General features: G+C 45.9%; 22 protein-coding genes. 3 read left to right on the forward strand and 19 right to left on the reverse strand.

The window, feature by feature from the left end:
- Positions 1-7 precede the first annotated feature (7 nt).
- The 9 genes from B5Z18_RS19460 to B5Z18_RS19500 all read right to left on the reverse strand — a co-directional run bounded on the left by B5Z18_RS19460 (position 8) and on the right by B5Z18_RS19500 (position 15,725).
- Positions 8-739 (reverse strand): hypothetical protein, encoded by a 732-nt coding sequence (locus B5Z18_RS19460; RefSeq protein WP_079471161.1) that lies wholly within the window; start codon positions 737-739, stop codon positions 8-10.
- Between the two features lie 100 nt (positions 740-839).
- Complete coding sequence (locus tag B5Z18_RS19465) at positions 840-1,904, reverse strand: AAA family ATPase (RefSeq protein WP_079471162.1); 1,065 nt, start codon at positions 1,902-1,904, stop codon at positions 840-842.
- A gap of 843 nt (positions 1,905-2,747) precedes the next feature.
- The gene (locus B5Z18_RS19470) at positions 2,748-3,314 is read right to left on the reverse strand and encodes a DinB family protein (RefSeq protein ID WP_200817306.1); all 567 of its coding nucleotides are present in this window, start codon (positions 3,312-3,314) and stop codon (positions 2,748-2,750) included.
- 580 nt (positions 3,315-3,894) lie between these two features.
- Positions 3,895-4,977, reverse strand: coding sequence for a PA0069 family radical SAM protein (locus B5Z18_RS19475; protein WP_079471164.1), 1,083 nt, complete (start codon positions 4,975-4,977; stop codon positions 3,895-3,897).
- Positions 4,978-5,017: 40 nt separating this feature from the next.
- Positions 5,018-6,799 carry a MutS-related protein gene (locus B5Z18_RS19480; protein ID WP_079471165.1) on the reverse strand — a complete coding sequence of 594 codons (1,782 nt, stop codon included), beginning with the start codon at positions 6,797-6,799 and terminating at the stop codon, positions 5,018-5,020.
- Positions 6,800-6,902: 103 nt separating this feature from the next.
- On the reverse strand, positions 6,903-8,333 hold the full coding sequence (locus tag B5Z18_RS19485) for a glycoside hydrolase family 125 protein (RefSeq protein WP_079471166.1): 1,431 nt from the start codon (positions 8,331-8,333) through the stop codon (positions 6,903-6,905).
- Positions 8,334-8,396: 63 nt separating this feature from the next.
- The gene (locus B5Z18_RS19490) at positions 8,397-10,826 is read right to left on the reverse strand and encodes a bifunctional YncE family protein/alkaline phosphatase family protein (RefSeq protein ID WP_079471167.1); all 2,430 of its coding nucleotides are present in this window, start codon (positions 10,824-10,826) and stop codon (positions 8,397-8,399) included.
- A 135-nt stretch (positions 10,827-10,961) separates the two neighbouring features.
- Positions 10,962-14,363, reverse strand: a complete 3,402-nt coding sequence (locus B5Z18_RS19495; RefSeq protein ID WP_079471763.1) for a methylmalonyl-CoA mutase family protein — start codon at positions 14,361-14,363, stop codon at positions 10,962-10,964.
- Positions 14,364-15,005: 642 nt separating this feature from the next.
- Positions 15,006-15,725, reverse strand: coding sequence for an NUDIX hydrolase (locus tag B5Z18_RS19500; RefSeq protein WP_079471168.1), 720 nt, complete (start codon positions 15,723-15,725; stop codon positions 15,006-15,008).
- A 165-nt stretch (positions 15,726-15,890) separates the two neighbouring features.
- On the opposite strand from B5Z18_RS19500, the gene ligA reads away from it, so the two are divergent.
- Together ligA and B5Z18_RS19510 are read left to right on the forward strand one after the other, a co-directional pair.
- Positions 15,891-17,999, forward strand: coding sequence for an NAD-dependent DNA ligase LigA (gene ligA / locus B5Z18_RS19505; protein WP_079471169.1), 2,109 nt, complete (start codon positions 15,891-15,893; stop codon positions 17,997-17,999).
- Positions 18,000-18,047: 48 nt separating this feature from the next.
- The gene (locus tag B5Z18_RS19510) at positions 18,048-18,485 is read left to right on the forward strand and encodes a nucleoside deaminase (RefSeq protein WP_079471170.1); all 438 of its coding nucleotides are present in this window, start codon (positions 18,048-18,050) and stop codon (positions 18,483-18,485) included.
- On the opposite strand, the gene B5Z18_RS19515 is transcribed toward B5Z18_RS19510, so the two are convergent.
- From B5Z18_RS19515 to B5Z18_RS19525, 3 genes are all read right to left on the reverse strand, one after another.
- Positions 18,486-19,415, reverse strand: coding sequence for an SPFH domain-containing protein (locus B5Z18_RS19515; RefSeq protein ID WP_079471171.1), 930 nt, complete (start codon positions 19,413-19,415; stop codon positions 18,486-18,488).
- 115 nt (positions 19,416-19,530) lie between these two features.
- Positions 19,531-19,746, reverse strand: coding sequence for a hypothetical protein (locus tag B5Z18_RS19520; protein WP_079471172.1), 216 nt, complete (start codon positions 19,744-19,746; stop codon positions 19,531-19,533).
- 192 nt (positions 19,747-19,938) lie between these two features.
- On the reverse strand, positions 19,939-20,643 hold the full coding sequence (locus B5Z18_RS19525) for a LuxR C-terminal-related transcriptional regulator (protein WP_079471173.1): 705 nt from the start codon (positions 20,641-20,643) through the stop codon (positions 19,939-19,941).
- Between the two features lie 291 nt (positions 20,644-20,934).
- On the opposite strand from B5Z18_RS19525, the gene B5Z18_RS19530 reads away from it, so the two are divergent.
- On the forward strand, positions 20,935-21,540 hold the full coding sequence (locus tag B5Z18_RS19530; RefSeq protein WP_079471174.1) for a superoxide dismutase: 606 nt from the start codon (positions 20,935-20,937) through the stop codon (positions 21,538-21,540).
- A gap of 82 nt (positions 21,541-21,622) precedes the next feature.
- Here B5Z18_RS19530 and B5Z18_RS32835 read toward each other — a convergent pair whose 3' ends face one another.
- From B5Z18_RS32835 to B5Z18_RS19560, 7 genes are all read right to left on the reverse strand, one after another.
- On the reverse strand, positions 21,623-21,727 hold the full coding sequence (locus tag B5Z18_RS32835; RefSeq protein ID WP_317044691.1) for a 3-keto-alpha-glucoside-1,2-lyase-like domain-containing protein: 105 nt from the start codon (positions 21,725-21,727) through the stop codon (positions 21,623-21,625).
- A 69-nt stretch (positions 21,728-21,796) separates the two neighbouring features.
- The gene (locus tag B5Z18_RS19535) at positions 21,797-23,188 is read right to left on the reverse strand and encodes a Gfo/Idh/MocA family protein (RefSeq protein ID WP_079471175.1); all 1,392 of its coding nucleotides are present in this window, start codon (positions 23,186-23,188) and stop codon (positions 21,797-21,799) included.
- 187 nt (positions 23,189-23,375) lie between these two features.
- Positions 23,376-25,049, reverse strand: a complete 1,674-nt coding sequence (locus tag B5Z18_RS19540) for a S41 family peptidase (protein WP_079471176.1) — start codon at positions 25,047-25,049, stop codon at positions 23,376-23,378.
- A 47-nt stretch (positions 25,050-25,096) separates the two neighbouring features.
- Positions 25,097-25,327 (reverse strand): membrane protein insertion efficiency factor YidD, encoded by a 231-nt coding sequence (yidD, locus tag B5Z18_RS19545; protein ID WP_079471177.1) that lies wholly within the window; start codon positions 25,325-25,327, stop codon positions 25,097-25,099.
- Positions 25,328-25,435: 108 nt separating this feature from the next.
- Positions 25,436-25,828: a ribonuclease P protein component gene (locus tag B5Z18_RS19550; protein ID WP_079471178.1), complete on the reverse strand. Its 393-nt coding sequence runs from the start codon at positions 25,826-25,828 to the stop codon at positions 25,436-25,438.
- Positions 25,829-25,841: 13 nt separating this feature from the next.
- Positions 25,842-25,997: a 50S ribosomal protein L34 gene (rpmH, locus tag B5Z18_RS19555; protein ID WP_012788729.1), complete on the reverse strand. Its 156-nt coding sequence runs from the start codon at positions 25,995-25,997 to the stop codon at positions 25,842-25,844.
- A 182-nt stretch (positions 25,998-26,179) separates the two neighbouring features.
- Positions 26,180-26,689: an OmpH/Skp family outer membrane protein gene (locus tag B5Z18_RS19560; RefSeq protein ID WP_079471179.1), complete on the reverse strand. Its 510-nt coding sequence runs from the start codon at positions 26,687-26,689 to the stop codon at positions 26,180-26,182.
- Positions 26,690-26,724: the final 35 nt, after the last annotated feature.

The following is a 26,724-nucleotide window of genomic DNA, read 5'->3' on the forward strand; positions in this document are numbered from 1 at the left end:
GTTAATTTTATTCGTACCATTCTTCCTGCAGCAGCTGCTGCAGGGTATACTGCTTAAATTGATATTTTATCTTATACTCCGGTAACCATTTTCTCCAGCCGGACTGCCTGCTCCTGGTAAGGCTCCAGATCTTAGGTTCCAGCTGATTCCGCTTCAGGAAATTATCCAGCTGATCTATCTCAGAACGCAGCTCCGGCGCCGTTACCCGCTGTTTGGTGATCATATTGGGACGCACCTGTAATACAAATCTCCAGGGTTCTTTTACAACAAAATACTTAATCTGATCAATACCGTTTTTACAATAACGTACCCGTTCTTCAAAACAATTCCTCTCTTTTGGGGTGAGTTTCATTTTCTTAAAATGATAATCCACAGGTTGCAACAATTGTTGTTCTCTCAGCACATGTATCTTTCTCCCTCTCCTTCGTTTTTTAACCTTAAAATCTTTACGGTGACTATAATCATACGTATTGATTTTTTTTAACAGCTCCTGGAAAAATTCACCATCCCGGCTTCTGGCCACGTCCCCCCGTAAAACAAAGTAACGCTTGTAACCTTTCATTACCGGTGGATCCAGCTCCGTATAGCCCCGCCGATTCCATGCCTGCCACAATTCCTTTTTCTTTCTGTTGTATTGCAGTAGTTGTTTGTCGTATTGTTTACGCGCATCGCGCTTTCTGCGCCTGCACGTTCTTATCCGTGAGGCAGCCATATAATTTTCGATCTCCTGATTGTCCATAATCAGTAATTAAATTTTCAATATTGTTTACGCTGCTGATATATATGGACAATTGATTTCTTTTCATTTTTATTAATTTTTTTAAGATGAATAAATAATATTACGCGATCTCTTCCAGCATTTCCCGCCTGAACCCGATCACATGTTGCCTGGTTTCAAAAGAAGGCTCATGCTGATTTGCAATTTCTGCAATGGTCATCGCCTTGTTGATCACCGTATCAAAGCCCATGTGTTTTGATAACGCCTGTGCTTTAGCGGCAGACAAGCGTTTGAACTCATACTTTGCGATCAGCCTGCCTTTGCGTAGCAAGGCGCTGTCAATAGCGGATAAATCACTGTTGAAAGAACATACCAGTTGTATATTCAAACAATCTGCCAGCAATCCATCCGACAGGTTCAGCAGGTTGGAAACGGAGGAGTTTCCGGAAAACTTACGATCCATAATTACATTTTCGGCATCTTCAATGATCACCACGCAATTGGGATTATCGATCAGCAATTCCATGAACTCCGGATTCATAATGTTGTTCGCCAGGTCCGGTGAAACAAAAAGCACGCGCTTTTTTATCCGGCCTATCAGGTAACGCAGGTAGGTAGTTTTACCTGTTCCCGGTAAGCCATGCAGCAACACGATCCCCTTGTCTTTATCCTTCTTCAGCCGCTGTTGTATCACCTTATCTATCTCCTTAAAATCATCTTCATAAAACTTACCTATATCCAGCTTGGTGCGTTTTATTTCCAGGCTTTTAAGCTCCAGTCCTTTACGTCCGCTGGTGATCAGGTTAATTTCATGCGGCTCCCTGCGTTGTTTCTCTTTATATCGTGTAGCCATTTCCGTTACTTCAGATACAAATGCAGGAATAGTGCCGTTGTGCAATATCTCACACCACGATTGCCAGAACGCCACCACGCTGTTATTATTCAGTACAAACAGCGTCTGGTTATGTTTATACTTTTTCTTTTTATTATCGTAATCAGTATAGCGGTGTGTATGCACAATCATACTTTCATATTTCTTCGCAAAAGCAGCGGCGGCTTTATCACCATCTACTTCATAAATGTTATTGATATCGGGAATAGCATTAAAATTAACAGTATATACTCCCTTCGGGGCAAAATGTTCGCCGTCTGTTATATCGATGTTATTATTAACTATATGCTCCATATTTCTTGATCTCTTTAATGTGATTGCCTCCTGATGATAAAGATTTCCCGGAACCAGGCCGGTCCCGGGTAAATCGTATTTATCATGGGGTAAATTACAGGTTATCCTTCTGATAACCTGATGATAAGGGGTTAAAAATGCAAACAGAGACGAAAAAAAATATCTTAAAAAGGAGATGAAAGCGGAGCAGGATTACTCCGCCTGCCTGTTTTTTATATACCTCCTCAAATAATCTTTATACTGCCGCATAAAAAAACCCGGTCTGTTTAAAACGGACCGGGTCATATAACGTTAACGCATACACTACGTTAAGACATACCTCGTCCGTTTAGCATTAATTGAATTAATGCTATCTCTAAACCATTTGCTGCGGCGGATTTGAATCCGTTCTGTTATTTCCGGTAAACTCATCATTTCAATAAATCGATAACAAAAAAGCCCGGATCCAAAGACCCGGGCTTCTGTTATACTTACAAATATTTTTTATCTACCTGTAACCATAAAACGCCCGGAATCCGCGGCCATCTTGCCCGAGGCAGGATGTTGCGTTGTCCATATGTAGATTAATGCGTTTCATGTTTATCAATTTGTTTTATTATCAATTTTAACGATGCAAAGATAACAGGATATATTTTGAATTTGCAAATTTTTAACAAAATATTTTCAACTATTTTATTTATGCTTTCTTAAACAACACTTTCTGATTTTCAAAATCCGCGGCTGCATCTATGACCTGGAGCAGGTGTGCAAAATACAAGAGCACTAAAAAGCCGGAAGTGATAAGACTTCCGGCTGTAGTTATGATCAGGATTAACAAAAACAGATGGTGGTGGTCGACCTAAGTTATATTAACACCGCGCTTTCTTCGAACTCCTTCTGAAGGCGCTGCATCTGGCGGATATGCCGCTCAATATGCTTGGTGAGGAAATAGATGTACTGATAGATATCCAGCTTACCCAGCTGATTCACAGACATATTGGTAAATACCAGCACCCCTTCGCCGTTTTTCAGTAAAGACAGGTTGTACATGCACTGTGCATACTGTTGCTTCAGGAGGGCTTTTACTTCCTGCATATTTTTAAGTCCGGTAGGTTCCATATGTTCGGGTCTTACCCAACCAAAGGATTTGCTGCCGATGACGTCTATCTGTTCTAATTTATTGGCATAATCTGCCGGGAGTATCACGGAGTGGCCGGTTTTCTTACGTTCCAGCGCACGGCGGGTACTCTTATTGATGATCAGCAGCAAAAAGTAATTGGTGAGCGTAATATGCTCCAATACTTCCCGTATGCTCCATTGATCACGGTCTGGTTTGAAGTCCAGTAATGCCGGTTCTTTTTCAAACCACTGATCCAACTCCCTGAAATTGGTGAGTAAGGCCTCTCTTACAACTTGAATAACGTTTCTCATCATCTAACGTTTTTGGGATTATGCACTTTACTTTTTTGCTAATCAAACGGGTTAGCGCATAACATCTTTGAATAAATATTTTGTTTGCCATTTTTATGCCGGATTTGGCCACAAAAAAACCCGGCCGTATTTACGGACCGGGATAAATAATGTAGATGGTTATCTCACATTACCGCATACCTTGTCCGTATGGCCTTTTTAAGGCAAGACCATTCCGTTTACACCATGAGGTGTATTTTTTTTGCATTACAGTTATCGCTTGAAATTCTTTCAATGTCGTCATTTCATTACTGCTTCAAAAGCAAAAAGTCCCACACTTTTCTCTAGTGCGGGACTCTTGTTTATATCGTTTGATAACTTTTTCTATCGTTAACAATCGGTGCAACATGCCCGCATTCCGGCCTTGACCTGCTTGTGTTGGCAGGCCATCGCTGAAATCTCGTATGTTGATATAAGTTGCACAGTTATTTTTGTTCTTGAAGCAAAGGTAATTTTTATTTTTTTTATTACACAAAAAAACACCCTACTTTTTTCCTAGACTTAACAATTAGTTTAAAGTGCAACCAAATATCATTGATTATCAGAACAGACTTAATTGTGAATTGGGCCGGCGGAAGGCTGCTGTATTGAATTCAAAGCGTTCCTGATTCAAACCGTTCTTCTTTGTGTGAATTTTAAACTGCTGCTTTATCAGGTCTGCGATATTACCTTCTCCCCTCATTCTCCGCCCAAAATCGCTGTCATTCACCTTTCCACCGTGCATACTTTCTATATGATGCCATACTTTATCCGCCCGGTCAGGGAAGTTTTTATAAAGCCAGTCGTTGAAAATAACCTTCACCGCGTCATTGAGCCTCACCACCGTATACCCTGCATACTTAGCCCCATTGGCGGCCGCAGCTTCCAGCAGGCGGGGAATTTCATGGTCATTGAGCCCGGGGATAAGCGGGGCTGTCATAACGCCAACGGGTATACCAAGATCACTCAGCTCCTTCACTACCTTCAGCCGTTGCGCCGCCGTGGCAGTGCGGGGTTCCATTTTTTGCCGCAGGTCTTCCTGGAGGGTGGTCACAGACAGGTACACACACACCAGGTTCTCCTGCGCCAGCTGCTGTAACAGGTAACGATCCCGCAATACCAGTGAGTTTTTTGTGATGATGCCTACCGGCTGTTTGTATTCCAGCGCTACTTCCAGCAGCTGCCGGGTGAGCCACATCTTACGCTCTACCGGCTGATAGCAGTCCGTATTCCCCGAAAGGGAAATCGGCTTGGGATCCCATTTCTTATTATCCAGGAACCTGCGCAGCAGTTCCGGGGCGTTATGTTTTACAATAATCTTTCTCTCAAAATCCAAACCCGCACTCAAACCCCAATACTGGTGGGTGTTACGGGCATAACAGTAAATGCAACCATGCTCGCAGCCCTGGTAGGGATTCATGGAGTACCACATTCCCACATCGGGACTATCCACCTTATTGACGAGGTTTTTAGCATGTTCTTCAAACACCTGGGTAGGTACATCTGCCTGCCACCATTCATCAATACCTTCTGCATGCTCCTGCGCATATTCGTCTGCCAGGTATTTATTCTTGGGATTAATCTGTGCTCCGCGCCCTTTATAGTATGGATTTTCCGGTGCGCCCTCCTGGAATGGCAAAGTCATAGACTAAATATTTTAGTAAAAATACTAAAATATTTAGGATTTAAATAATTTCCATTTGCTTCATCAGGAAAGTGGCGTTTTTATTCCGGGCAATGCCCACCCGGATGCGGTAGTCGAAGAAGAGGTGATTGTCCTGTATGGTACTTTCAAAGCAGTAGTTCCTGATCTGACCGGGATAGGCCGCTTCCAGTTGCCCCAGCTCCAGGTCGTGCGTGGCAATCATGCCCAGGCAGTTATATTGCAGGAAATGCTCTATCAGGCTGCGTGAGCCCGACAATTTATCTTCAGAATTGGTGCCTTTGAGAATTTCATCTAACAAAATAAATACCCGCGCACCGGTTTTCAGGTGACGGATAATATGTTGTAACCGCAGCAACTCCGCCTGGAAATAAGAGGTGTGGCTGGCGATAGAATCCTTGATACGCATGGAAGTCATGATACGCATAGGGCTGAACACAAAACGGTCGGCACACACCGGTGCGCCGCACATAGCCATCAATAGGTTGGAGCCTACGCTCCGCAGGAAGGTACTTTTACCGGACATATTAGACCCGGTAATGATCAGGAAATGATCCTTGCTGCCGGCGGCGCCATCGTTCTTCACGCATTCGCTGGCCGGGATCAGGGGATGCCCAAGCGCCGTAGCTTCCAGGATGCGGCCTTCTGCCTGCGGCGCAGGCCACGAAAATTCCGGATGATTAAAGGCATAAGTAGCCAGGCTATTCCACACTTCCAGCTGGGTAATCACATCAAACCACCGGGTGATGTGCTGCTTATGCTGCTTTTTCCATCGTTCCAAACGCAGGATGCAATGGAGATCATACAGCATCAGGGAATTGAGCCCCAGCGCCACCAAAAGGTTCAGCCGCTGGTCAAATGCATTGCATACTTTAGATAACTGCCGCAGTGCTACATCGGCCTCTTTGGCCATATCCTGCTGCTGTTGCAGTAAAGCGGATTTTTTGAAACTGCCGTTTTTTATAAGATGTAATAAGATAGAGAACTTATCCAGTATCCGTTCTTTGTGGGAAATCAGGACATATTGCGCCATGATCTTTTTCTGACTGCCGCCCAGCAGCAGCCAGTTCAACATAATCAGTATTAACAACGGGTAATACTTACCGGTGGTGGCATACACCACAATGGAGCCGGTTACCAGCAAAGGACTCAGCCAGATAACCACATTTATAAATTTGTTGTGCAGAAAATGGAAAGGCATTTCCAGCCAAGCGCTGATTTCCCTGCGATCGCTTTCTTCCTCTTTTGCCAGCGTGGCATTAGCGGTGAGCAACTGCCGGAACTCCAGTTCCGGTGTAAGCACCTGCAAAGCCTCCTGTGTGGCCAGTATAGCGGGAGCTTCTTCCAGCGGGTTTCTCAATGCGGCGGCCAGCTGCCGCTTGCCGGACAAAGTACCCGTGCGGTTAATATGCTGAAAAATAGAAGACGGCCCGAAAACATCCAGGTCGCTGCTGAAATCATGCTTGTCGTCCACAAACTCATTCCCGTCGTCAAACGCCGATTGCCAGGTAGTTACCACCTGCAATTCCTTCTCATTCAGCTCCAGCAGGGATTTGAAGAGCTGCAGCTTCTGCTGTGCGCTGGAATACAACACCAGTAATACTATAAACGCAATCACACCTGCAGCTGTAACCAGCAACCACGGCGCCTCCCAGCCGTTCCGGATAAAAAACACGATGCCGGCTACTATCACCAGGAAACTAACCAGCCGTGCCCACGACAGGCTGGCGGTTAACCGCTTCTCTTTTTTTATCGCTTCCCGGAACTGATGGATCCTTTGTTGGTACGTATCTGCTGGTGTCATTTATCTGGTATTTATAACAAAAAAAATCAGGGATTTCATGGTGTATGTTCACAATATATTGAACATAAACCACAAAACCCCTGGTATGGACATTCCGGATTATCTATGCGTATTGTCTCTTCAGCAGATCAGGATACTCCTGGCTTACTTTCAGGATCAGCTCTCCAAAGAGTGTATTCACCCACGCAAACCACGGACGGGTAAACTTCGACGGATCATCTTTATGATAGGATTCATGAATAAACCCGGTTTCACCGTCAGTATTCCGTAAGGTTTTAATACAGGAAGCTATTTCCTCCTTATCATGACTGGTTAAAGCTCTCATGATAATGCTCATCGGCCAGATATAGTCGTTACCGGTATGCGGACTGCCTACCCCATCACCATATTTGCCCCTGTAAAACCAGGGCTGGAAATTGCTCCATACAAAGTGGCGGGAAGCCTGGTACAACGGATCATCAATGCCGGTATAGCCCAGGTAAGGAATAGACAGGAGACTGGGCACATTGGTATCGTCAAGGAATAAACGGTTACCGAAACCATCTACCTCGAAACCATACATCATACCCAGCTTGGGATGTTCCACAATAGCATGGGCCTTAATAGCGCGGTCCACTTCATCTGCCAGCGCAATACATTCATGTGCAAAGGCTGCATCTTTATAAATAGTTTCGCTGATTTCCGCCAGCTGACGCAGAGATACTACGGCAAACATGTTGGACGGAATCAGGAAAGGAAATACCGTAGCATCATCAGACGGACGGAAAATGGAAACGATCAGCCCTACCGGGGAAATGGGATTACCCCAGCCTCCATTGGCAACGGTATCTGACTGTACGGGTGAATTGCGCTGAAATTTATACGGACCGTGACCGTCTTTACGTTGCTGTTCCTTAAATGTTTTCACAATGAGCTGAGCGGCCTGTTTGTATTTATCATCAAAGGGCGTATTGTCACCGCTGATCTTCCAGTAGTTATAAGACAGGCGAACCGGGTAGCACAGGGAATCAATTTCCCATTTGCGTTCATGCAGTTCAGGCTTCATGGTGGTCAGATCCTTATCCCATTCGCTGCCGGTAGGCCCTTCATTGAAGGCATTGGCATACGGATCAATGAGGATACATTTTGTTTGACGGTTGATGACGCCTACCACCATTTCTTTCAGTTTTGCATCATCCTTTACCAGTGGCAGGTAAGGCCACACCTGGGCAGAGGAGTCGCGCAGCCACATGGCGTTGATATCGCCGGTGATCACGAAAGTATCGGGCCGGCCGTTTTCTTTCTTAAAATTAACCGTTGTGTCGAGCGTATTAGGGAAACAGTTTTCGAACAGCCATCCCAATTTGGTATCCGCAATCTGGGATTTCACCTTTATAATTGTCTTTTCCACCGCCTCACTGGTGAATTTCCGCTTTGCCAGGGGCGGACGTTGGGAGGTATACCCATTCCAGCCAAACACTGTTTTGGGCAATCCAAGCCCAACAACGCCTGCTACCAGGGCGCTGTTCTTAAGAAAATCTCTCCTTGCAACCATAACGTTTTTGAATTTAGGAAACCCTAAAATAGAAAAGTTTTGTGGATTTGCTTAATCGATTTATCAGTCGTCCTCATCTTCAGCGGCCTGCAACTTCACAAAAGCGCTTCTTCTGGGCGCCGGCATCACCGCCTGCTCGCCACGAATGGCCTTCCACACTACCTCATTCAGCTCCAGATCCGGCACCCTGTCTTCATGCGCCAGGTCGAAGCTGGCAGACCGGCGGGCACTTTCATTCCAGGCAGTATTTCTTTCGTTGATATCCACATTCGCAGGTAATACCGTGTACGGCCGGAGATCGGGCGTAGCTGAAAATAATTCCCACATCGGAGTAGCAGCAGCATCGTACTGGCTCATAGGCGGCAAACCCAGGATCAGCTCCATTGTACGCAGCATGCCGGATGTGGAATACATGGTATGATTTACGGTATTTCTTTTTACATACGGACTAATCACATAAGCTGGAGAACGATGTGCATCCACATGATCAGGTCCATTCTGTGCGTCATCTTCCAGTATAAAAATGGCGCTCTCCTTCCATATTTTACTATGGGAGATGTATTCCACCAGCCGGCCCACTGCCAGATCATTGTCGGCCACAGAGGCATAAGGCGAATAGGCGCCCTTCCGCATACCGCTGGTATGATCATTCCCTAAACGGATGCTGTTAAAATGCGGCACAGCATCTATCGCCAGCAACGAATCGAAATCACGCTGCCAGATCTGTTGCCGCGCAACATCCTGTATGGTAAGATCGAATGAAGGATAGTCAGTGCAGAAATACTTTTCCAGCGATTTCAGCGTCGCCTTTCCTTTCCCCGCAAACTCGCCGTAGGTGCGGTAGCTAACACCGGCGCGCTGACAGTAATCCCAAATGAATCCTTTCTCCGGGTAAGCCACCTTGCGGCTGCCTTCATAGTCATAAGTACCACCCCGGCCACCGTAGCTGGTGGGCCACGTTTTTTCCACATAATCGGTGGCATAGGCTGCCATGCTCCAGTTATGCCCGTCGGCGCTTACTTCTGCATCTACATAAAAATTATCCAGCAATACAAAATCATTGGACAAACGATGCTGGTTAGGCGTAATGCGATCCGGGAAAATGCATAAGCTGCTGTCGCCGTTGCCATGCGGCATATCACCTAACACCTGGTCGTAAGTACGGTTTTCCTTGATGATATAAAATACATACTTAATGGGAGATGATTGCCCTGCAGCTCGTGGAATAGGATTCCCCGCTTCTCCGGCAGCATGCTGTTCTTTCTCTTTTGTGTAAGGCGTATTCTCATACACCTGTTTGGACCAGCGGCCCAGCAGCACTTCCCCGGGTTCGTTGAACATCGACAGCGTGCCTTTGAATAAACCGGCGATATACTGCACCGGCCTATCCTTACGGGTATTCGCCAGGTGCGATCCGCTTTCATCCTTCCTGCTCACCGGGTTAGGGCCTTCCGGGTTGGCCATAGAAGTAAAGCCCTTGCCATTGGCCACAAATAATTTTTTGCCAATCCTTCTTACACAGGTAGGATACCAACCCACCGGGATAAATCCCTCCGATCTGCTCTTTCCCGGTGTTTCCACATCAAAAACCGCCAGGCAGTTATTATCTGCATTGGCAATATAAAGCGTGTTGTTATTGGCAGATAATGCCAGGCCGTTAGTAGTGGACCCAGCCGGCGCATCCGGATACAAGGCCGTTTGCAGCGATTCAATAACCCGTTGACCGGCAGTGCTGATCACCGATACCGAATTGTCATTGGCATTGGCTACGTATAAATATTTTCCGTTGGCAGACAAAATCATTTCGTTAGGATGACTGCCCGTTTTTATAGTATTGGTAATTTTATTGGAGGCAACATCAAATACCGCCACCGCATCGCCTCCCCAAAGAGAGATGTATAACAAGTTCCTGTTTTTAGATAAAGTAACGGTGTATGCTTCCGCTCCCAGCGCCACTTTGCTGATTACTTTATTTGTGAGCAGATCAATAATATATAAACTGTTGTCTTCTTTAGTTGCTACGTATAGCCGGTTACGTGAGTAGTCGATAGTCATCCCGGTAGGACAGATTTTTTCTTTTGGCCACGACAATCCCAACCGGATACTATCTGTTACCAGTAATTTATTATTGCTGATAGTATACTGCCATATTACGTTATCATTGGCGCCGGAAGCATACAGTTTCTTTTCGTCCCTGCTGAATGCAAGTCCCAGCCAGGCTTTGGGGATACTCACTTCATCGAGTACAATCTCCTTTCCGGCATCTATCAGCTGTATGGTTTGTTTGCTTTGACCATTGTTGGTAACCGCTATCAGTTTTTCTGATGGAGATACCACCATATTCAGGGGTAAATCCCCCAGTGGCAACGAATGCCCCACCGGCGTTAAAGCCCAGCCATTGGGCAGCAACACCCGCTTTGCCGCGGTATCTGCTGTTTGGGCATTTGCCTGCAAAGCGCCCAGTAAAGCCAAACCAACAAGTATTCTTTTCATAGTAATTCCGATAAGTGAAGCTGTAAAAATAGGACAGACAGACCCGGCTGATAACGGCCATCAAAAAGGTAATACTAATATAATACAAAAAGCCTGTATCAGCTATTGATACAGGCTTTTATAACAGTATTAAGATTACATATTTCTCCGGTACTGCCCTCCTACTTCATACAGTGCATGCGTGATCTGCCCTAATGAGCAATGCTTCACCGTTTCCATCAGTTCCGCAAAGAGGTTGCCATTGCTAACAGCCACCTGCTGTAATTGTTTAAGTGCAGCGGCGCTCTTATGCTGATGCCTTTGCTGGAAGGCTTCGAGGGTATGGATCTGGAATTCCTTTTCCTCTGTGGTAGAGCGGATCACTTCTGCCGGGATAATAGTAGGCGATCCGTTTTTATTCAGGAAAGTATTTACGCCTACGATCGGGAATTCACCGGTATGTTTCAGCGATTCATAGTACAGGCTTTCTTCCTGTATTTTGTTACGCTGATACATTCTCTCCATAGCGCCTAATACGCCGCCACGTTCGGTGATGCGGTTAAATTCCGTTAACACGGCTTCTTCCACCAGGTCGGTAAGTTCTTCGATGAAGAACGCTCCCTGTACCGGGTTTTCGTTTTTAGCGGTACCCAGTTCACGGTTAATGATGAGCTGTATGGCCATTGCCCTTCTCACACTTTCTTCCGTAGGTGTGGTAATGGCTTCATCATATGCGTTGGTGTGCAGGGAATTACAGTTATCATAAATTGCATACAGTGCCTGCAGCGTAGTGCGGATATCGTTAAAATCAATTTCCTGTGCGTGTAAACTGCGACCGGAAGTTTGAATGTGATACTTCAGTTTCTGGGAGCGGTCGTTTCCTTTGTATTTATACTTGATGGCCTTAGCCCAGATACGGCGGGCCACACGTCCGATCACCGCATACTCAGGGTCCATACCATTGCTGAAGAAGAACGACAGGTTGGGCGCAAAATCATCGATGTTCATGCCGCGGCTCAGGTAATACTCTACGTAGGTAAAACCGTTTGCCAGGGTAAACGCCAGTTGCGTGATAGGATTGGCGCCGGCTTCTGCAATATGGTAGCCGGAAATGCTGACAGAATAGAAGTTGCGGACTTTTTGCGTAATGAAATATTCCTGTACATCTCCCATCAGTTTTAATGCAAATTCTGTAGAAAAGATACAGGTGTTTTGCGCCTGGTCTTCCTTCAGGATATCTGCCTGCACGGTGCCACGAACTGTGCTGAGAGCATGCGCTTTGATCTTTTCATATACATCTTTGTCCAGTACTTCTTCTCCCGAAATCCCCAACAGCTGTAAACCCAGGCCATCGTTACCTGCCGGCAGATCGCCGCTGTAGTGTGGCAGCGGATGATCTTTGAATTTAGTTTTGATGAGGGCCTTTACTTTTTCGGTAAGACCCTGCTCTTTGATATATTTTTCGCATTGCTGATCAATGGCTGCATTCATGAAAAACGCCAGCAGTATGGGCGCAGGACCGTTGATGGTCATGGATACCGACGTTTTCGGATCGCAGAGATCGAAACCGCTGTATAACTTTTTGGCGTCGTCTACAGTGGCGATGCTCACGCCGGAGTTGCCTACTTTACCGTAGATATCAGGACGCACTGCCGGATCTTCGCCGTAAAGGGTAACACTGTCGAATGCAGTAGACAGCCGCTTTGCCGGCTGGTCGAGTGATACGTAGTGAAAACGTTTGTTCGTCCTTTCCGGACCACCTTCCCCTGCAAACATGCGGGTAGGGTCTTCTCCTTCGCGCTTCAACGGGAACACGCCTGCCGCATAAGGGAATTCACCGGGCAGGTTTTCGGTGAGCTGCCAGCGCAGAATATCGCCCCAGTCTTTATACTTAGGCAGCGACACCTTTGGAATACGGCTGTGGCTGAGGCTTTCGCTGTACAGCGGTAGTTTGATCACTTTGTCCCTTACCTGGAACTCGTAAAAGTCGGCGGTATATTTCTTCACCAGTGCAGGCCAGTCCTCCACCAGTTTTTTACATTCCGGGTGTAATGATTTTTCCAGGTGTGCTTTGATGTCGGCCAGTGCGGCGGCGGATGCCGGATGCAGGGCCATTACACCTTCCACCTGGTATAGCTGTGTAGCCAGTTTGCATTGCTCATCCACCCATTTGCTGTAATCGCCGATGGCTTCGGAGATCTCCGCCAGGTAACGTACCCTGGCCGGTGGGATGATCTGTGATTTGGTAGAAGTGGACTTAACGCTTTCATGCGCCATAGGTCCGAAGCTGGCGCCGGTTTTCTCTTCCACTTTTTCCATTACTTTTTCAAACAGCAGGTTGATGCCTGCGTCATTGAACTGGGAAGCAATGGAGCCTACCACCGGCAATTCTTCTTCTTTGGCGTTCCAGAGGTTGTGGTTACGCTTATATTGTTTACGCACATCGTGCAGGGCATCCAGTGCGCCGGCCTTGTCAAATTTGTTGATGGCAATTACATCGGCATAGTCCAGCATGTTGATCTTCTCCAGCTGGGAAGCGGCGCCATATTCCGGTGTCATCACATACAGCGAAACATCGCAATAGTCTGTGATGGCGGTATCGCTCTGACCAATACCGGATGTTTCCAGGATAATAAAATCGTATGCTGCCAGTTTGCAGATATCGATGGCTTCCTGGATATGTTCGCTGATGGCTTTGTCGCTTTCGCGGGTGGCCAGTGAGCGCATGTAGGCGCGTGGGTGGTGGATGGAATTCATCCGGATCCGGTCGCCCAGCAAAGCGCCGCCGGTCTTCTTCTTGGAAGGGTCCACCGAAATCACGGCTACGGTTTTATCGGTCGTATGATTGAGGTAGCGGCGAACCAGTTCATCTGTTACGCTGCTTTTACCGGCGCCACCTGTTCCGGTGATACCGAGTACAGGAGATCTTTCCGGATCTGCGGCGGTGTGGGTAATGTGAGTGCCGGCCGCTTCATCTACTGTAACAGCAGTTCTTGCTTTTTGCCCGGTGAGCATAGCCACCGGCATATCGTTTTCTGCCAGGCTGATGGCCCTGGCAATGATCTTAGGATTTTTATCTGCCTGCAGTTGCGGGATGTCTTCCACGCCGGCGCCGGCAGTTAATGGTTTGATAGCAATATCACACTGGCTGATCAGGTCTTCAATCATGCCTTCCAGTCCCATTTGCCGGCCATCGTCCGGTGAGTAGAGGCGGGCAATGCCGTAGGCATGCAGTTCTGCTATTTCTACCGGGAGAATGGTACCGCCACCGCCGCCAAAGATCTTGATGTGGCCGCAACCTTTTTCCTGGAGCAGATCGTACATGTATTTAAAGAATTCCACGTGGCCTCCCTGGTAGGAGGTTACGGCTATACCCTGTGCATCTTCCTGGATGGCACAGTCTACGATTTCTGCTGCAGAGCGGTTATGTCCCAGGTGAATCACCTCGGCTCCTTTTGCCTGCATAATGCGCCGCATGATATTGATGGCCGCATCATGCCCGTCGAATAAAGCTGCCGCTGTTACAATGCGAACCTTATGTTGTGGTGTATAAGACATATCAATTACCGGATTTTTGACCAGGGATTTCATGCTTCCTGCATGAAATCCGCGAAGAATGCAAGTTACGGAAAAACCAGCTGAACTGCCGGTATAGCGTGGGTTTGCCCAGAATTAGAATTGATTGAACAGGCGCCGGATCTTATTGCAAAATATTTAACTGATCCCGGATCGGGTTAGTATTTCCCTAAAACAACTTTCCCCTGTACATTACCTGTACAAGGGAAAGCGTAAAGTAAGACACAAGGCATTAATGCTTAGCAGTCTTATGTTTCATAACGTGGAACTATAAAATCAAACTAGTGATAAATGATTTATAGTCTTCAAATCTGTTAAATGGAATTTTCTACATACGGCAATAAAACAAACGAAAAAAAATGCTTTTGGCGAACAAGTTAAATTTTGGTTTTATAACTGACGGTTGTTTGCTTCTTAAGATGTGTATATCTTACACAATCTTACTTAAAATTTTGTTAAAAACAAACTTTTTTTTCTATTTAGATAGAAAATTAACACCGCTGTTTTGGGGCACACGAGAGCAATGTCAAATCCTCCGTGGCAGAGGATTTTGGCCTCATTTAAATTAACCGAAATGGCAGAGATTGCAAAAGTGAAGGAGAAAAAAATATTACAACAGCAGTTTTAGAAGCCTATCCCGAGATAACGCTTCTTTCTTTGGTCATATTTATCAAAATTAAATTTATAGAGCTTCGCCGGACGATGAGGCACATCTTCTTCCTCTTCATTCAAATCCATCAGTAAATCCATCGATAAAAACTTCTTTCTGAAATTACGACGGTCCAGTTCCATGTCCAGGATAGCTTCGTACAAATTCTGTAATTCGCGGAGGGAAAATTTGCGGGGCAAGAGGTTGAACCCGATAGGCTGTACCAGCACCTGCTGTTTAAGCCGCTCGTGGCAGGTATCCAGGATCTGTTTGTGATCAAAGGCCATTTCATGCAGCTCTTTCACGCTGTGCCAGTGCAGTTCATTATTACTCATTTTCAGCTCCACATGCTCAATGTTCACCAGCGAATAATAGGCCACGGTAATCACCCGGCCTGCAGGATGCCGCTCCACCGCCCCAAAGGTTTGTACCTGCTCCATGTATACATTATCCAGCCCGGTGCGCGCTTTAAGCACCCGGTAAGCTGCTTCATCCAGCTCCTCCTCCGGGCGTACAATGTCGCCCAGCAACGACCACTTCCCCTTAAACTCTTTGAGATCCGATTCTATTAACAGTACTTTCAACTCATCGTTGTTGAATCCGAAAATAACGCAGTCAACCGAAATGGCTACCTTGAAATAATCCTTTATTTCAACGAGGTGCGTGTTGAGGTTCTTGGTGTACATAGACATCATAAAGACGTGGAATTACAGTAAACTCAGTTAATTCGATAACGCGTGGAACTATATTCAAATGAAAGAAAAAAATATCACATTTAAAACAAAAGTGCCCGGATTTTTTTCAACAGATATCCCTAACCTGAAAGATAAGTTTAAATTTACGGCTCAGTTATACCAATTATGTACACAAAGGAGATAGAAATAACCCTGACGCAGCTGGCCAAAAAGCTGCTCAGCCATTTACAGCAGGAAAAACTGCTGCAATCCATTGATGAAACCCTGGATGCCCTTCGTCGTGTAATCAGTTATAACGACTGGCGCTACTACGTGGAAAGTGAACCCGTGATCAGCGACTATGAATACGACCAGTTGTTTGCCTGGCTGAAAAAACTCGAACTGGAACATCCGGACCTCGTTACATCCGACTCTCCCACCCAGCGGGTAGCACAGGGACTCACCAAAGAATTTATCACCGTACCACACCTGGTACCCATGCTCAGCCTGGAAAACTCCTACAATGCCGACGACCTGCTGGATTGGGATCGCAAAGCACGCGAAAGCGCCGGCCTTGCTGAAATTGAATACTGCATTGAACCCAAGTTCGATGGCGCCAGTATTTCACTGATCTATGAAGACGACCGGCTGACACGCGGCGCCACCCGCGGCGATGGCGTTGCAGGAGAAGACATCACCACCAATATCAAACAGATCCGCTCTATCCCCCTGTCGGCCTCCTTCTCAAAATATGGCATTCACCAGATAGAAATACGCGGGGAAGTACTCATCAATAAAAACACCTTCAAAGCCTTTAACGATAAACGCATCGCCGACAACCAGCCCCCGCTGGCCAATCCGCGCAATGCTGCCTCCGGCTCATTGCGGATGGTAGATCCCAATGAAGTAGCCAAACGCGGACTGGAAGCTTTCCTGTATCACATGAGCTACCATAACATGAACCCGGGAAAAGCAGAACCCGATGCACTCAAAACGCATAGCGGTACGCTGGAACTATTATCTACCCTCGGTTTCCGCAGCCCTGCCAAAGAAAAGAAAGTGATAAAAGGTATACAGGGCGTTATTGACTACGTGCTGAAATTTGAAACAGAACGTGACAACCTGCCGTATGAAATAGATGGCATGGTGATCAAAGTAAACGACTATAACCTGCAGGACCGGCTGGGTATGACCACCCATCACCCGCGCTGGGCCATTGCCTATAAATTCAAGGCCCGGCAGGCCACCAGTAAACTCCGCAGCGTGGAGTTCCAGGTGGGCCGCACCGGCTCTATCACGCCCGTGGCAAAGATCGACCCTGTGCCCATTGGCGGTGTAACCGTAGGTTCTATTTCTCTTTTTAATGAAGAAGTAATTAAAGAGAAAGACCTGAAACTGGGAGATACCGTGCTGGTGGAAAGAGCAGGAGACGTGATCCCTTATATCGTGAAATCCGTGGCCGACCTACGCGATGGCAGCGAGCAGGACATCATCTTTCCTACACACTGCCCCGTATGTCATGATAAGCTCGTAAAGCCGGAAGGGGAAAGCGTTTGGCGCTGCACCAACATCAGCTGTGAAGCACAGGTAGTAGAAAGAATGATTCACTTCGTGAGCAAGGATGCAATGGATATCAAAAGCTTTGGCGAAAGTAATGTGCGCAAATTCTTTTCATTAGGACTACTAAAAGATATACCCGGTATTTATGAACTGGATTTTGAGAAGATAGGCGCGCTGGAAGGCTTTGGTAAAAAATCACTGACCAATCTTCAATCGGCTATTGAGCAATCAAAAACGCAGCCGCTGCACCGCCTGATATTTGGCCTGGGTATCCGTTATGTAGGTGAAACCACCGCCAAAACACTCGCCAATGCAGTGAACCATATCATGGACCTGCAAAACTGGACAGAAGAACAGATCCTCGCACTGGAAGATATAGGACCGAAAGTAGCGGGTTCCATCCGGCTGTTTTTTGCCAACAATGATAATATTGAAATGCTGAACAGGCTGGCAGCCTTAGGTATCAGCATGACGAATACAAAAAAGGAAACACATACCTCGGGTAACCTCAACGGCCAAACGTTTTTATTTACCGGCACCCTGCATAAGCTGAAACGCACCGAGGCAGAGGAAATGGTGGAACAGGAAGGCGGTAAAATAGTGAGCGGTGTGAGCAGCAAACTCAACTACCTGGTAGTAGGCGATGATGCCGGCAGCAAGCTGGAAAAGGCGAAGAAAATTAATACCATTAAGATCCTGTCGGAAGATGAGTTTCTGGCAATGATCAACAAATAATTTTTAGCCTTTGGTTGTTTTGCAATCAAAGGCTGAACACTAACAGTTATGACAGACGAACATTTTATGCGGCAGGCGATGCAGGAAGCACGCAAAGCCTTTGAAGACGGAGAAGTACCCATTGGTGCCGTAGTAGTGCTGAACAACCGCATTATTGGCCGTGGCTATAACCATGTGGAAAGATTGAACGACTGTACCGCACACGCAGAAATGATTGCGCTGACGGCCGCATTCAATACGCTCGGTAGTAAATACCTGATGGAAGCTACTTTGTATGTAACAGTGGAACCCTGCCTGATGTGTGCCGGGGCGCTATACTGGAGTAAAATAGGCAGGATTGTTTATGCCGCGGCAGATGACAAGAACAGCTACCGGAGAGCTACCGGTGACCGGTCCCCGTTTCATCCCAAAACAAAACTGGAGGCCGGTCCGTGCAGCGAAGAAAGTTTACAGCTGATGAAAACCTTCTTTGAACAAAGGAGATAATTACTTTTTGGTGGAATCCATCAGCTTATTCATGCCCATCATTTGCTTCATGGTATGATCCATTCCTTCGGAAGAACCGTCCAGGAAGATGACGTTTCCTTTTGAGTTTTCGGCAAAATGTTTAATGGCTTCAGTCCACATGGAGAAGAGGATTACTGAGGTATCCAGGTTGGCCTGCTGCATTTCTTTGGCGGCCATACTCATACCCTTGGCTACTTCTTCACGGAACAAAGCCACACCCATACCGCGCAACTGCGCGGCCTGGCGCTCTGCTTCTGCTGCAATCTTGATCGCATTACCATCTGCTTCTGCCGCTTTTGTTTTGGTGATCAGTAAAGCCTGACCTTCATTTTCAGCAGCTGCTTTCAGGTTATTGGAAGCCACTACCTGCGCCATCGACTTCATGATCACTTCATCAAAAGTGATGTCATTCATCTGCAGATCCAGCAGGTGGAAACCCCATTCTTCCAGGGTTTTGTCGATCTGTTCTTTTACGTGTTCCGTAATATCTTTACGGAGTCCTAACACCTCTGCCTGTCTTTTAGTAGCTACAAATCCACGGATAGAACCTTCAATGGTGCGAACCAGCGCCTGCATAAAGCTTCTTTCATCCATAAATTTGAATGCCACATTCTTAAGCGTTTCTTCTTCCTGGTTCCACACGGCATACAACAGCATGGCCTTGAAATACACATTCGCCTGGTCAATGGTGATGGCCTGGAATTCCAGTTCCACAGATCTGTTCTGGATGGATACCCTTTTAAATACCTTTTCAATGATGGGTATTTTCCAGTTCAGTCCGGGGAAAAGCACCCGGTTGTATTTTCCGAAGATAGTAGTAACAGCAATGTTTCCCTGCTGCACCGTTACAAACGATGATAGTATGATGACTAAAGCCAGTACTATCAAAACGATCAAGATAACATTCATAGAATGATTGTTTAGGTAGGGTTTAGGCTGGTAAATATAATGAATTAAAGCCAACGGGCAGATGAGGGCATAGTTTTCCCTGTGGATATATAAAGGAAGAATACCGGTGGTTCTGTTATATTCTTTGTTTCCTTCTGAAATATATAAATACGTCGTCCAGTTCTATTTGTTTCAACTGGTACGCCAGCCGCGTTCTCAGGTCTTCCGTTTCATCTTTTATTTTTCTGTATTGATCTTTAAGGATTTCGTAGCGTGCCACAATTTCGTCCGCAGTTGCAGATTCTTCCAGTTGTAAGATGTCAAATGCTCTTTCCTCGGTTATCATAGTCATAGGGGTGTTTCAGCTAATAATCATAGCGGATGTTTAAAAAACACATGTAATATTTAATTCACTAAATTAGTGGAGTTTGAAAAACGAGCAAATACCCAATGTTGGGTATTTTTGAAATATTTAGCAATTTTTAGCAAATATTCTGCAACCAGATATTTCTCCTTAAAAGTTGGCTATCAGGAAAATACAATTTTATTCAAATCCTATCTTACGGGCAATTGCTACCAGTTCTGAGGTGTTACGCACTTTCAGTTTCAGCCGGATGTTTTTCCGGTGGGTTTCCACGGTATAACGGCTAAGGTTCAACGATTGGGCTATTTCTTTGTTGTTCAGTCCTTTTACAGCCATTCCTAATACATCTTTCTCCCGCGGGGTGAGTTTGTTGAAAAGGGTTTCATTCTGGCGGCGCATGATGGCTGCCAATGCTTCAGACAGTTGAGCATTGGTATCAATGGCATTGGTGAGATCTAAAAAGGCACAGATGATTTCCACCACCCTTCCATTCTTATCGTGCGTAAATGGCACTTCCAACCCAAGCAGCCACCGGTAGTCAATTTCTCCTTTTTTGCGGATGCGGGCCAGGCCGCCAAACTGTGCTTTGTTATTGATAAAGGATTGCTGTGCTACAGCTGCCAGTTTGAAGTCTTCAGGATGCATGATGTGTCGGAAAAATTCTATTCCCATACCGGTCATCTCATCAGCAGAAAAACCAACCGTTTCTGCGAGACGGTCGTTGCACCATGTCACACATTTATTATTGTTATCGTAACTGTAAATCATGGCGGGTACATGATGTAAAACGCTCTCCAACCAATGGATACGATTTTTTAAATGCTCATTTTCCTTCTGTAAGGCATTGAGGGAAAAATGTAGCCCCGAGTCCGAGCCTGTCTGCATACTATAAGTTTTAAACAAACAATAGGTAAACAACAACCGGGCATACCTGAAAAATATGCCTGATGTTACGTCCTGTTAAACCGAGTATCCGTAAATATAAAATAATTTTCCATATGATCAAGCCCAGGCATTGATTGATTTCACTAATTATCCGGTTACCCCATTCCCTTTTTACAGTCGCCTGCAGAACATGTGGTTAACTTAATAATAAATATCTAAATTTTAACGGATTGGCAGTAAATTTGGCGACTATCAAGAAATCATATTTTAAAACCCATAAAAATTAGAGTTATGGCATTTACACTTCCGAGCTTACCCTACGCTACCGATGCGTTAGAGCCGAATTTCGATAAACTGACAATGGAAATTCATCATGGTAAGCACCACCAGGCTTATGTAGACAATCTGAACAAAGCAGTAGCAGGCACAGAAAACGAGAACAAATCGCTGGAAGAACTGGTAGCTAACGCCGGTAAAATCAGCCCGGCTGTAAGAAACAATGGCGGTGGTCACTGGAATCACAGTTTCTTCTGGACCAGCCTGGCGCCAAACGCAGGCGGTGCACCAACCGGTAAACTGGCAGATGCTATCAACAGCACCTTTGGATCTTTCGAAGCATTCCAGGAAAAATTCAGCACTGCCGGCGCTACCCGCTTCGGCTCTGGCTGGGCATGGTTAACCGTAAAGGATGGCAAACTGGAAGTTTCTTCCACGCCAAACCAGGACAACCCGCTGATGGATGTAGCTGAGGTAAAAGGCACGCCTATCCTCGGTGTAGACGTATGGGAACATGCTTACTACCTGAAATATCAGAACCGCCGTCCGGAATACCTGAAAGCATTCTGGAACGTTGTAGACTGGAACGCCATCAGCAAACGCTACGAAGCAGCTGTATAAGCTCTCCCCAGTTCATCAAACTGTATAAAAAAATCCCGCCAGGTAAACCTTGACGGGATTTTTTATATGCTTGACCAATTGTTTATAGTTCCCTGATCTTTAAATTTTTGAACCATATTTCGCTGTCATGATCCTGCAACGCAATGTGGCCTTTTTTTGACAACCCCTTACTGTATTGCTTCCGCAAGATGCGGCCGCAATAGTTAATACCGACAACGCAGGAACCAAAAGGTGCTTCATATGTACACGTGTTTAATTACTTGTTCACTACTTTCAGATTCTTCGGATCCCAGTGGATGATCTTATTATCGAAATAGCTTTCGTTACACAGCAGCGCCGGTGCGGCAGCACGGAAACCAAATGTAGGATCTTCCGCTACTTTGCCATTGGTACGCATTGCATTAAACAGGTTGTAGAAGTGATCAAAGTGCGCGCCTTTGTACCCTTTCTCTGCTTCATAGATCATCTTTTCAGGATCCAGCATGTTCGCACGGTGATAGGCATACGATTTTCCATTGTTGGAAGCAGCTGCATTGGCAGTAGCCAGCGGATCGTTTTCATCTACCTGTACGTTATTGCGGAACAGGGTTACCTTATCCCATTCTACCGTCATGGAGCCTTCGCTGCCTACCATGCGCAGGTAGTTGGTACCACCGGTACCATCCACAAAGTTTACGCGGAGCGACAGGTTAAATGCAGGATGTATTTCTGTTTCAGGATAATCAAACATTCCGAGCATAATATCCGGTACTTCCCTGCCGTCTTTCCAGTAACGTAATCCGCCGGTAGCCATTACTTTGTTGGGCCCGAGGGAACCGGTTACCAGGTGAAGACTGGAAAACAGGTGAACGAACAGATCGCCGGAAACGCCGGTACCATAGTCTTTATAATTACGCCAGCGGAAGAAACGTAACGGGTCAAAATCGCGCTTGGGCGCGTTTTTGAGGTAAGCGGTCCAGTCTACTGTTTTAGTGGAAGCATCCGCAGGAATAGGATATTGCCATGCGCCGGTGGGCGACATACGTGCCCAGAAGCCTTCTGCATAATTAAGTTTACCGATAGCGCCATCTTTCAGCAGCTGCCGGGCTTTTTCATTACCCAGGGAGCTCATACCCTGGCTGCCTACCTGGTATACTACCTTTCCGTTGCGTTGCTGCGCTTCCACTACTGCAGGGCCTTCGGTGATATCATGTACCATCGGCTTTTCGCAATACACGGATTTGCCTTTATTCATGGCTGCCACAGAAATATCTTTGTGCCAGAAGTCCGGCACTGCGATGATCACGGCATCAATGTCTTTTCTGTCCAGGATATCCTGGTAACTGCGGGTAGTGTAAATATCATTACCCCATTTCTTTTTTGCATCAGCCAAACGGCCATCATACAAATCACAGGCGGCTATCAGCTTTACACCGGGCACGGTGATTGCCGTATTGGCATCTGCTGTTCCCATACCACCGGCACCTATCAGTGCAATCTGTATCTGGTCGTTCGGACTGTATTTTTCTTTCAGGCGGGAAAGTGATTGAATGTTTCTTTGTTTATCAGCTGCGGTCAGGATACTTGGCAGCAGTGACGCTCCTACTACTCCCTTGGCAAATTTACTGATGAAACTCCGGCGAGAGTCTTCATTGGAATTTACTGGCATGATAACCCATTTAGATTGAGAAATGATATGTGTTTATTATTCACTGGACTCTCAAAATATAATTATTCTACGGGAATTCATAATTTATATGAGAATTGGAAAAGGAGGAATAATGAAGCCTGCAAACAAACTCCGGTGACAACCGGGGCATGTTTGCAGGCTTCAATGTTATCAGCAACGGGGGCGATTACTTCGCTACCGCAAGCAGTTGCTTATATTTTGATGGATTATGCAATAAGTCGATAGCGGTATTTACTTCGTTATCCCATTCGAGCGACCTGATAATACGGCCTCTCTGCAAATAATAGCGGTTCACTATTTCTTCTTCCAGTAACCGTTTTATTTCTGTTTTATTCTTCAGCAGATCCTGCTTCTTATCGTGTTTCATTTTCGCTTCGAGTGTTTCCAGCTCTTTGGCGATGGCATCATAATACTTCTCTTTTTTTGCGGTGCTTTTGAAAGAATCCAGGGCTTCTTCGCTACGTGTTTTGTAGCTGTAATCTTTGTTCTCAAGATAGCGTTCAAAATCTTCGAAGTCGCTTTCAGAGAGCGCAAAAGAGCCGGCAGCAGCTATTTTCGGATGACGATAATAGTAGCTGGTGGCGTAATCAAAAATAAATTGTTTGCGGATGAGGGTAATGGCTACCTGGCTGATGTAGGTAGGATCTACCTTTGCATCCGGTTCAATACCGCCGCCATCTTTTACGGCGCGGCCACCTGCGGTGGTAAATGACTTACGCAGGGAATCCGGCACATAGTCTACACTGCCATCATCGTTGCGGTGTGAGTAGTCGATAGCCTGGATACAGCGGCCACTTGGCGTATAATATTTAGCAGTAGTTACTTTTAGTTTGGTATTGTAGGGCAGCTGACGGGTGGTTTGTACCAGGCCTTTCCCGTAGGAGCGTTGTCCTATTACCAGTCCGCGGTCGAGATCCTGTACGCTGCCGGCCACTATTTCAGCGGCAGAAGCAGAGGAGTGATTGGTGAGCACAGTTAACGGGAGGTGCAGGTCTACCGGTTGTTCGGATGTTTCGTAGTTACGGTCCCAGTTCTTTACTTTTCCTTTGGTACTTACAATGAGTTTATTTTTATCTACAAAGATGTTGGCTACCACAACGGCTTCATCCAGTAATCCGCCGGGGTTGCCGCGCAGGTCGAGGATCATGCCTTTTAAAGCGGGGTTGGTTTGTTTCAGTTGTTCCACCGCTTTGCGTACCATAGCGCCGCTGTTCTCTGTGAACTGGGTCATTTTGATATAGCCGATATCATTTTTCAGGATGCCTGCATAGCTGACAGCCTTCACATTAATTTCCTCGCGGATGATTTTTTTAGGGGTTTCCACACCGGTTACCGGGTTGCGGAACACCATGTCCAGCGGGGTACCGGCAGCGCCTTTAAGCTGCCTGCTGATTTCTTCCTGGGCTACATTTTTGCTGGACTTGCCATCCATACTCACGATGATATCGCCTGGTTTTACGCCGGCCCTGTCCATAGGGCTGCCTTCGTATACATCGGTGATGGAGGTCCATTCGCCGCTGGTGTTGATGGAGGCGCCTACACCGCCGTATTTACCGGTGGCCATAAATTTAAGATCGTCCAGGTTTTCTTCGGAAACAAAATCTGTAAATGGATCTGTTTCTTCCAGCATAGCTTCAATGCCTTTCCGCATCACTTTTTCAGGAGGGAGGTCATCTACGTAATACGTATTCAGTTCCCGGTAGAAAGCGGCGAATATGTCCAGGTTTTTGGCAATCTGGAAATACTTATCGTTTTCATTGAAAGCGAAGATCCCTGCTGTTGTGATGATCAGGAGCAGGGCTGCTGTCAGTTTCCTTCTTTTATTAAAAAACGCACGCATGCAACGAGTGTATAAGATGAATGATAGTAGTTGGCAACCGGTAATAATTATGGTACCGGATCATATCCATGTCCACCCCAGGGGTGGCATGACAAGATACGCTTTATGGTGAGATAGCCGCCTTTGAAAGGGCCATATTTTTTAAATGCTTCCAGCCCGTATTGTGAGCAGGTGGGGGTATAACGGCATTTACTGCCCAGAAGGGGCGAGATAAACCATTGATAAATTTTTATCAGGAAGATAAAAGGGAAACTAAGCCAGCGCACAACACGATTCATAAGCAGCTTTTAGCAGTTAGCTTTTCGCCAGTAAAAAATAAGCGGGCCATTTAACGGAATGTCAAATACCGGTTTTGCTGCAATCAGCTAAAAGCTAACTACTAAGTACTAAATGCTGGTTTGCAGCTTTTTTAAAATTACCGAAATTTTGTCTTTCAGGGTAGAAAAACCGGCGATTTTTTTGTCGGTGTAGATGAGGAAAACGGCGATCTGTTTTGATTCAGACCGAAGGTGGTCGTAGAGTTCCTGCTTTTGCAGGCGCCAGGCTTCACGGCCCAGGCGTTTGATGCGGTTCCGGTCTACCGCATGGGGAAACCGGCGGGTAGCAGCGCTAAAGCCTACCTGCACGGGGTATTTACCCGGTTCTTTCAACGGCATGTAAACAACCCGGTAGGGAAAAACAGAAAACGCTTTTCCTTCACGAAAAAGCGTTTCAATAAGTTTTCTGCTTTTTAACCTTTCTTCCTTAGTAAAAGAATAAGTTTTTATGGCAAATAGTATTTAGCTACTACAATTATTTCAGCTTACGCTCGTCAGAAACAGTCAGCTTCTTACGACCTTTTGCTCTACGGGAAGCCAATACCTTACGGCCATTAGCAGTTTCCATTCTCTTTCTGAAGCCGTGAACGCTCTTTCTGCGTCTGTTATGCGGTTGAAAAGTACGTTTCATTTCTTTTTTTTGTTTTTACCTGTACTATACTAAAACTCCCGTGTTAAAGGATTGTGGTTTTTAAAACGGAAGGCAAAGGTAGCAGAAAATATTTGAAAAGTAAAATTAAAATACGAATTCTTAAATGTAAAGGTGGAATGCAGCTTTCACCACATTCCACCTTTAAGTATTAAGAATTTTAATTATTTAACTCCCAGTTTGGTCTTTACAGCAGCCAGGATATCGTCTGCAGCAGGAGAAACCAGCAGCATACCGGCAGAGCTGTCGATTACGTAGTTGTAACCTTTTTCTTTTGCTACATCTTCAATTGCCTTACGGGCTTTATCGTAGATGGGTTTCAGCAGTTCCTGCTGTTTAGCCTGTACTTTCTGTTCAGCGCCTTCACGGTAGTCCTGGATACGTTTCTGGGCATCCTGGATTTCACGGCCTTTGATTTCTTTCATGTTGTCGGTCATAGTGGCCGCTTTATCATCGAATTCCTTCATTTTCTTCGTATACTCATCTACCAGTGCTTTTCCATCACCTTCCAGTCCCTGTGCAAAAGTTTGCAGATCAGTTTCTGCCTTTTTGGCTTCCGGCATGCTTGCTACCAGTGCCTGTGCATTGATATGCGCTACTTTGGATTGTGCCATTGCATTCACGCTGAACAAACCGGTAACCGCCACAAAAGCAATAATTACGTACTTCTTCATGATGTTGTCTGTGTTTAAAAAAATTTAAATACTTA

The sequence above is a fragment of the Chitinophaga ginsengisegetis genome, from assembly GCF_900168065.1.
Classification (GTDB): Bacteria; Bacteroidota; Bacteroidia; order Chitinophagales; family Chitinophagaceae; genus Chitinophaga; species Chitinophaga ginsengisegetis.

Excerpts from the sequence above, each read along its gene's own strand:
- B5Z18_RS19460 (WP_079471161.1), bottom strand. The coding sequence starts at position 739 with ATGGACAATCAGGAGATCGAAAATTATATGGCTGCCTCACGGATAAGA.
- B5Z18_RS19465 (WP_079471162.1), bottom strand. The coding sequence starts at position 1,904 with ATGGAGCATATAGTTAATAATAACATCGATATAACAGACGGCGAACAT.
- B5Z18_RS19470 (WP_200817306.1), bottom strand. The coding sequence starts at position 3,314 with ATGAGAAACGTTATTCAAGTTGTAAGAGAGGCCTTACTCACCAATTTC.
- B5Z18_RS19475 (WP_079471164.1), bottom strand. The coding sequence starts at position 4,977 with ATGACTTTGCCATTCCAGGAGGGCGCACCGGAAAATCCATACTATAAA.
- B5Z18_RS19480 (WP_079471165.1), bottom strand. The coding sequence starts at position 6,799 with ATGACACCAGCAGATACGTACCAACAAAGGATCCATCAGTTCCGGGAA.
- B5Z18_RS19485 (WP_079471166.1), bottom strand. The coding sequence starts at position 8,333 with ATGGTTGCAAGGAGAGATTTTCTTAAGAACAGCGCCCTGGTAGCAGGC.
- B5Z18_RS19490 (WP_079471167.1), bottom strand. The coding sequence starts at position 10,826 with ATGAAAAGAATACTTGTTGGTTTGGCTTTACTGGGCGCTTTGCAGGCA.
- B5Z18_RS19495 (WP_079471763.1), bottom strand. The coding sequence starts at position 14,363 with ATGTCTTATACACCACAACATAAGGTTCGCATTGTAACAGCGGCAGCT.
- B5Z18_RS19500 (WP_079471168.1), bottom strand. The coding sequence starts at position 15,725 with ATGATGTCTATGTACACCAAGAACCTCAACACGCACCTCGTTGAAATA.
- ligA (WP_079471169.1), top strand. The coding sequence starts at position 15,891 with ATGTACACAAAGGAGATAGAAATAACCCTGACGCAGCTGGCCAAAAAG.
- B5Z18_RS19510 (WP_079471170.1), top strand. The coding sequence starts at position 18,048 with ATGACAGACGAACATTTTATGCGGCAGGCGATGCAGGAAGCACGCAAA.
- B5Z18_RS19515 (WP_079471171.1), bottom strand. The coding sequence starts at position 19,415 with ATGAATGTTATCTTGATCGTTTTGATAGTACTGGCTTTAGTCATCATA.
- B5Z18_RS19520 (WP_079471172.1), bottom strand. The coding sequence starts at position 19,746 with ATGACTATGATAACCGAGGAAAGAGCATTTGACATCTTACAACTGGAA.
- B5Z18_RS19525 (WP_079471173.1), bottom strand. The coding sequence starts at position 20,643 with ATGCAGACAGGCTCGGACTCGGGGCTACATTTTTCCCTCAATGCCTTA.
- B5Z18_RS19530 (WP_079471174.1), top strand. The coding sequence starts at position 20,935 with ATGGCATTTACACTTCCGAGCTTACCCTACGCTACCGATGCGTTAGAG.
- B5Z18_RS19535 (WP_079471175.1), bottom strand. The coding sequence starts at position 23,188 with ATGCCAGTAAATTCCAATGAAGACTCTCGCCGGAGTTTCATCAGTAAA.
- B5Z18_RS19540 (WP_079471176.1), bottom strand. The coding sequence starts at position 25,049 with ATGCGTGCGTTTTTTAATAAAAGAAGGAAACTGACAGCAGCCCTGCTC.
- yidD (WP_079471177.1), bottom strand. The coding sequence starts at position 25,327 with ATGAATCGTGTTGTGCGCTGGCTTAGTTTCCCTTTTATCTTCCTGATA.
- rpmH (WP_012788729.1), bottom strand. The coding sequence starts at position 25,997 with ATGAAACGTACTTTTCAACCGCATAACAGACGCAGAAAGAGCGTTCAC.
- B5Z18_RS19560 (WP_079471179.1), bottom strand. The coding sequence starts at position 26,689 with ATGAAGAAGTACGTAATTATTGCTTTTGTGGCGGTTACCGGTTTGTTC.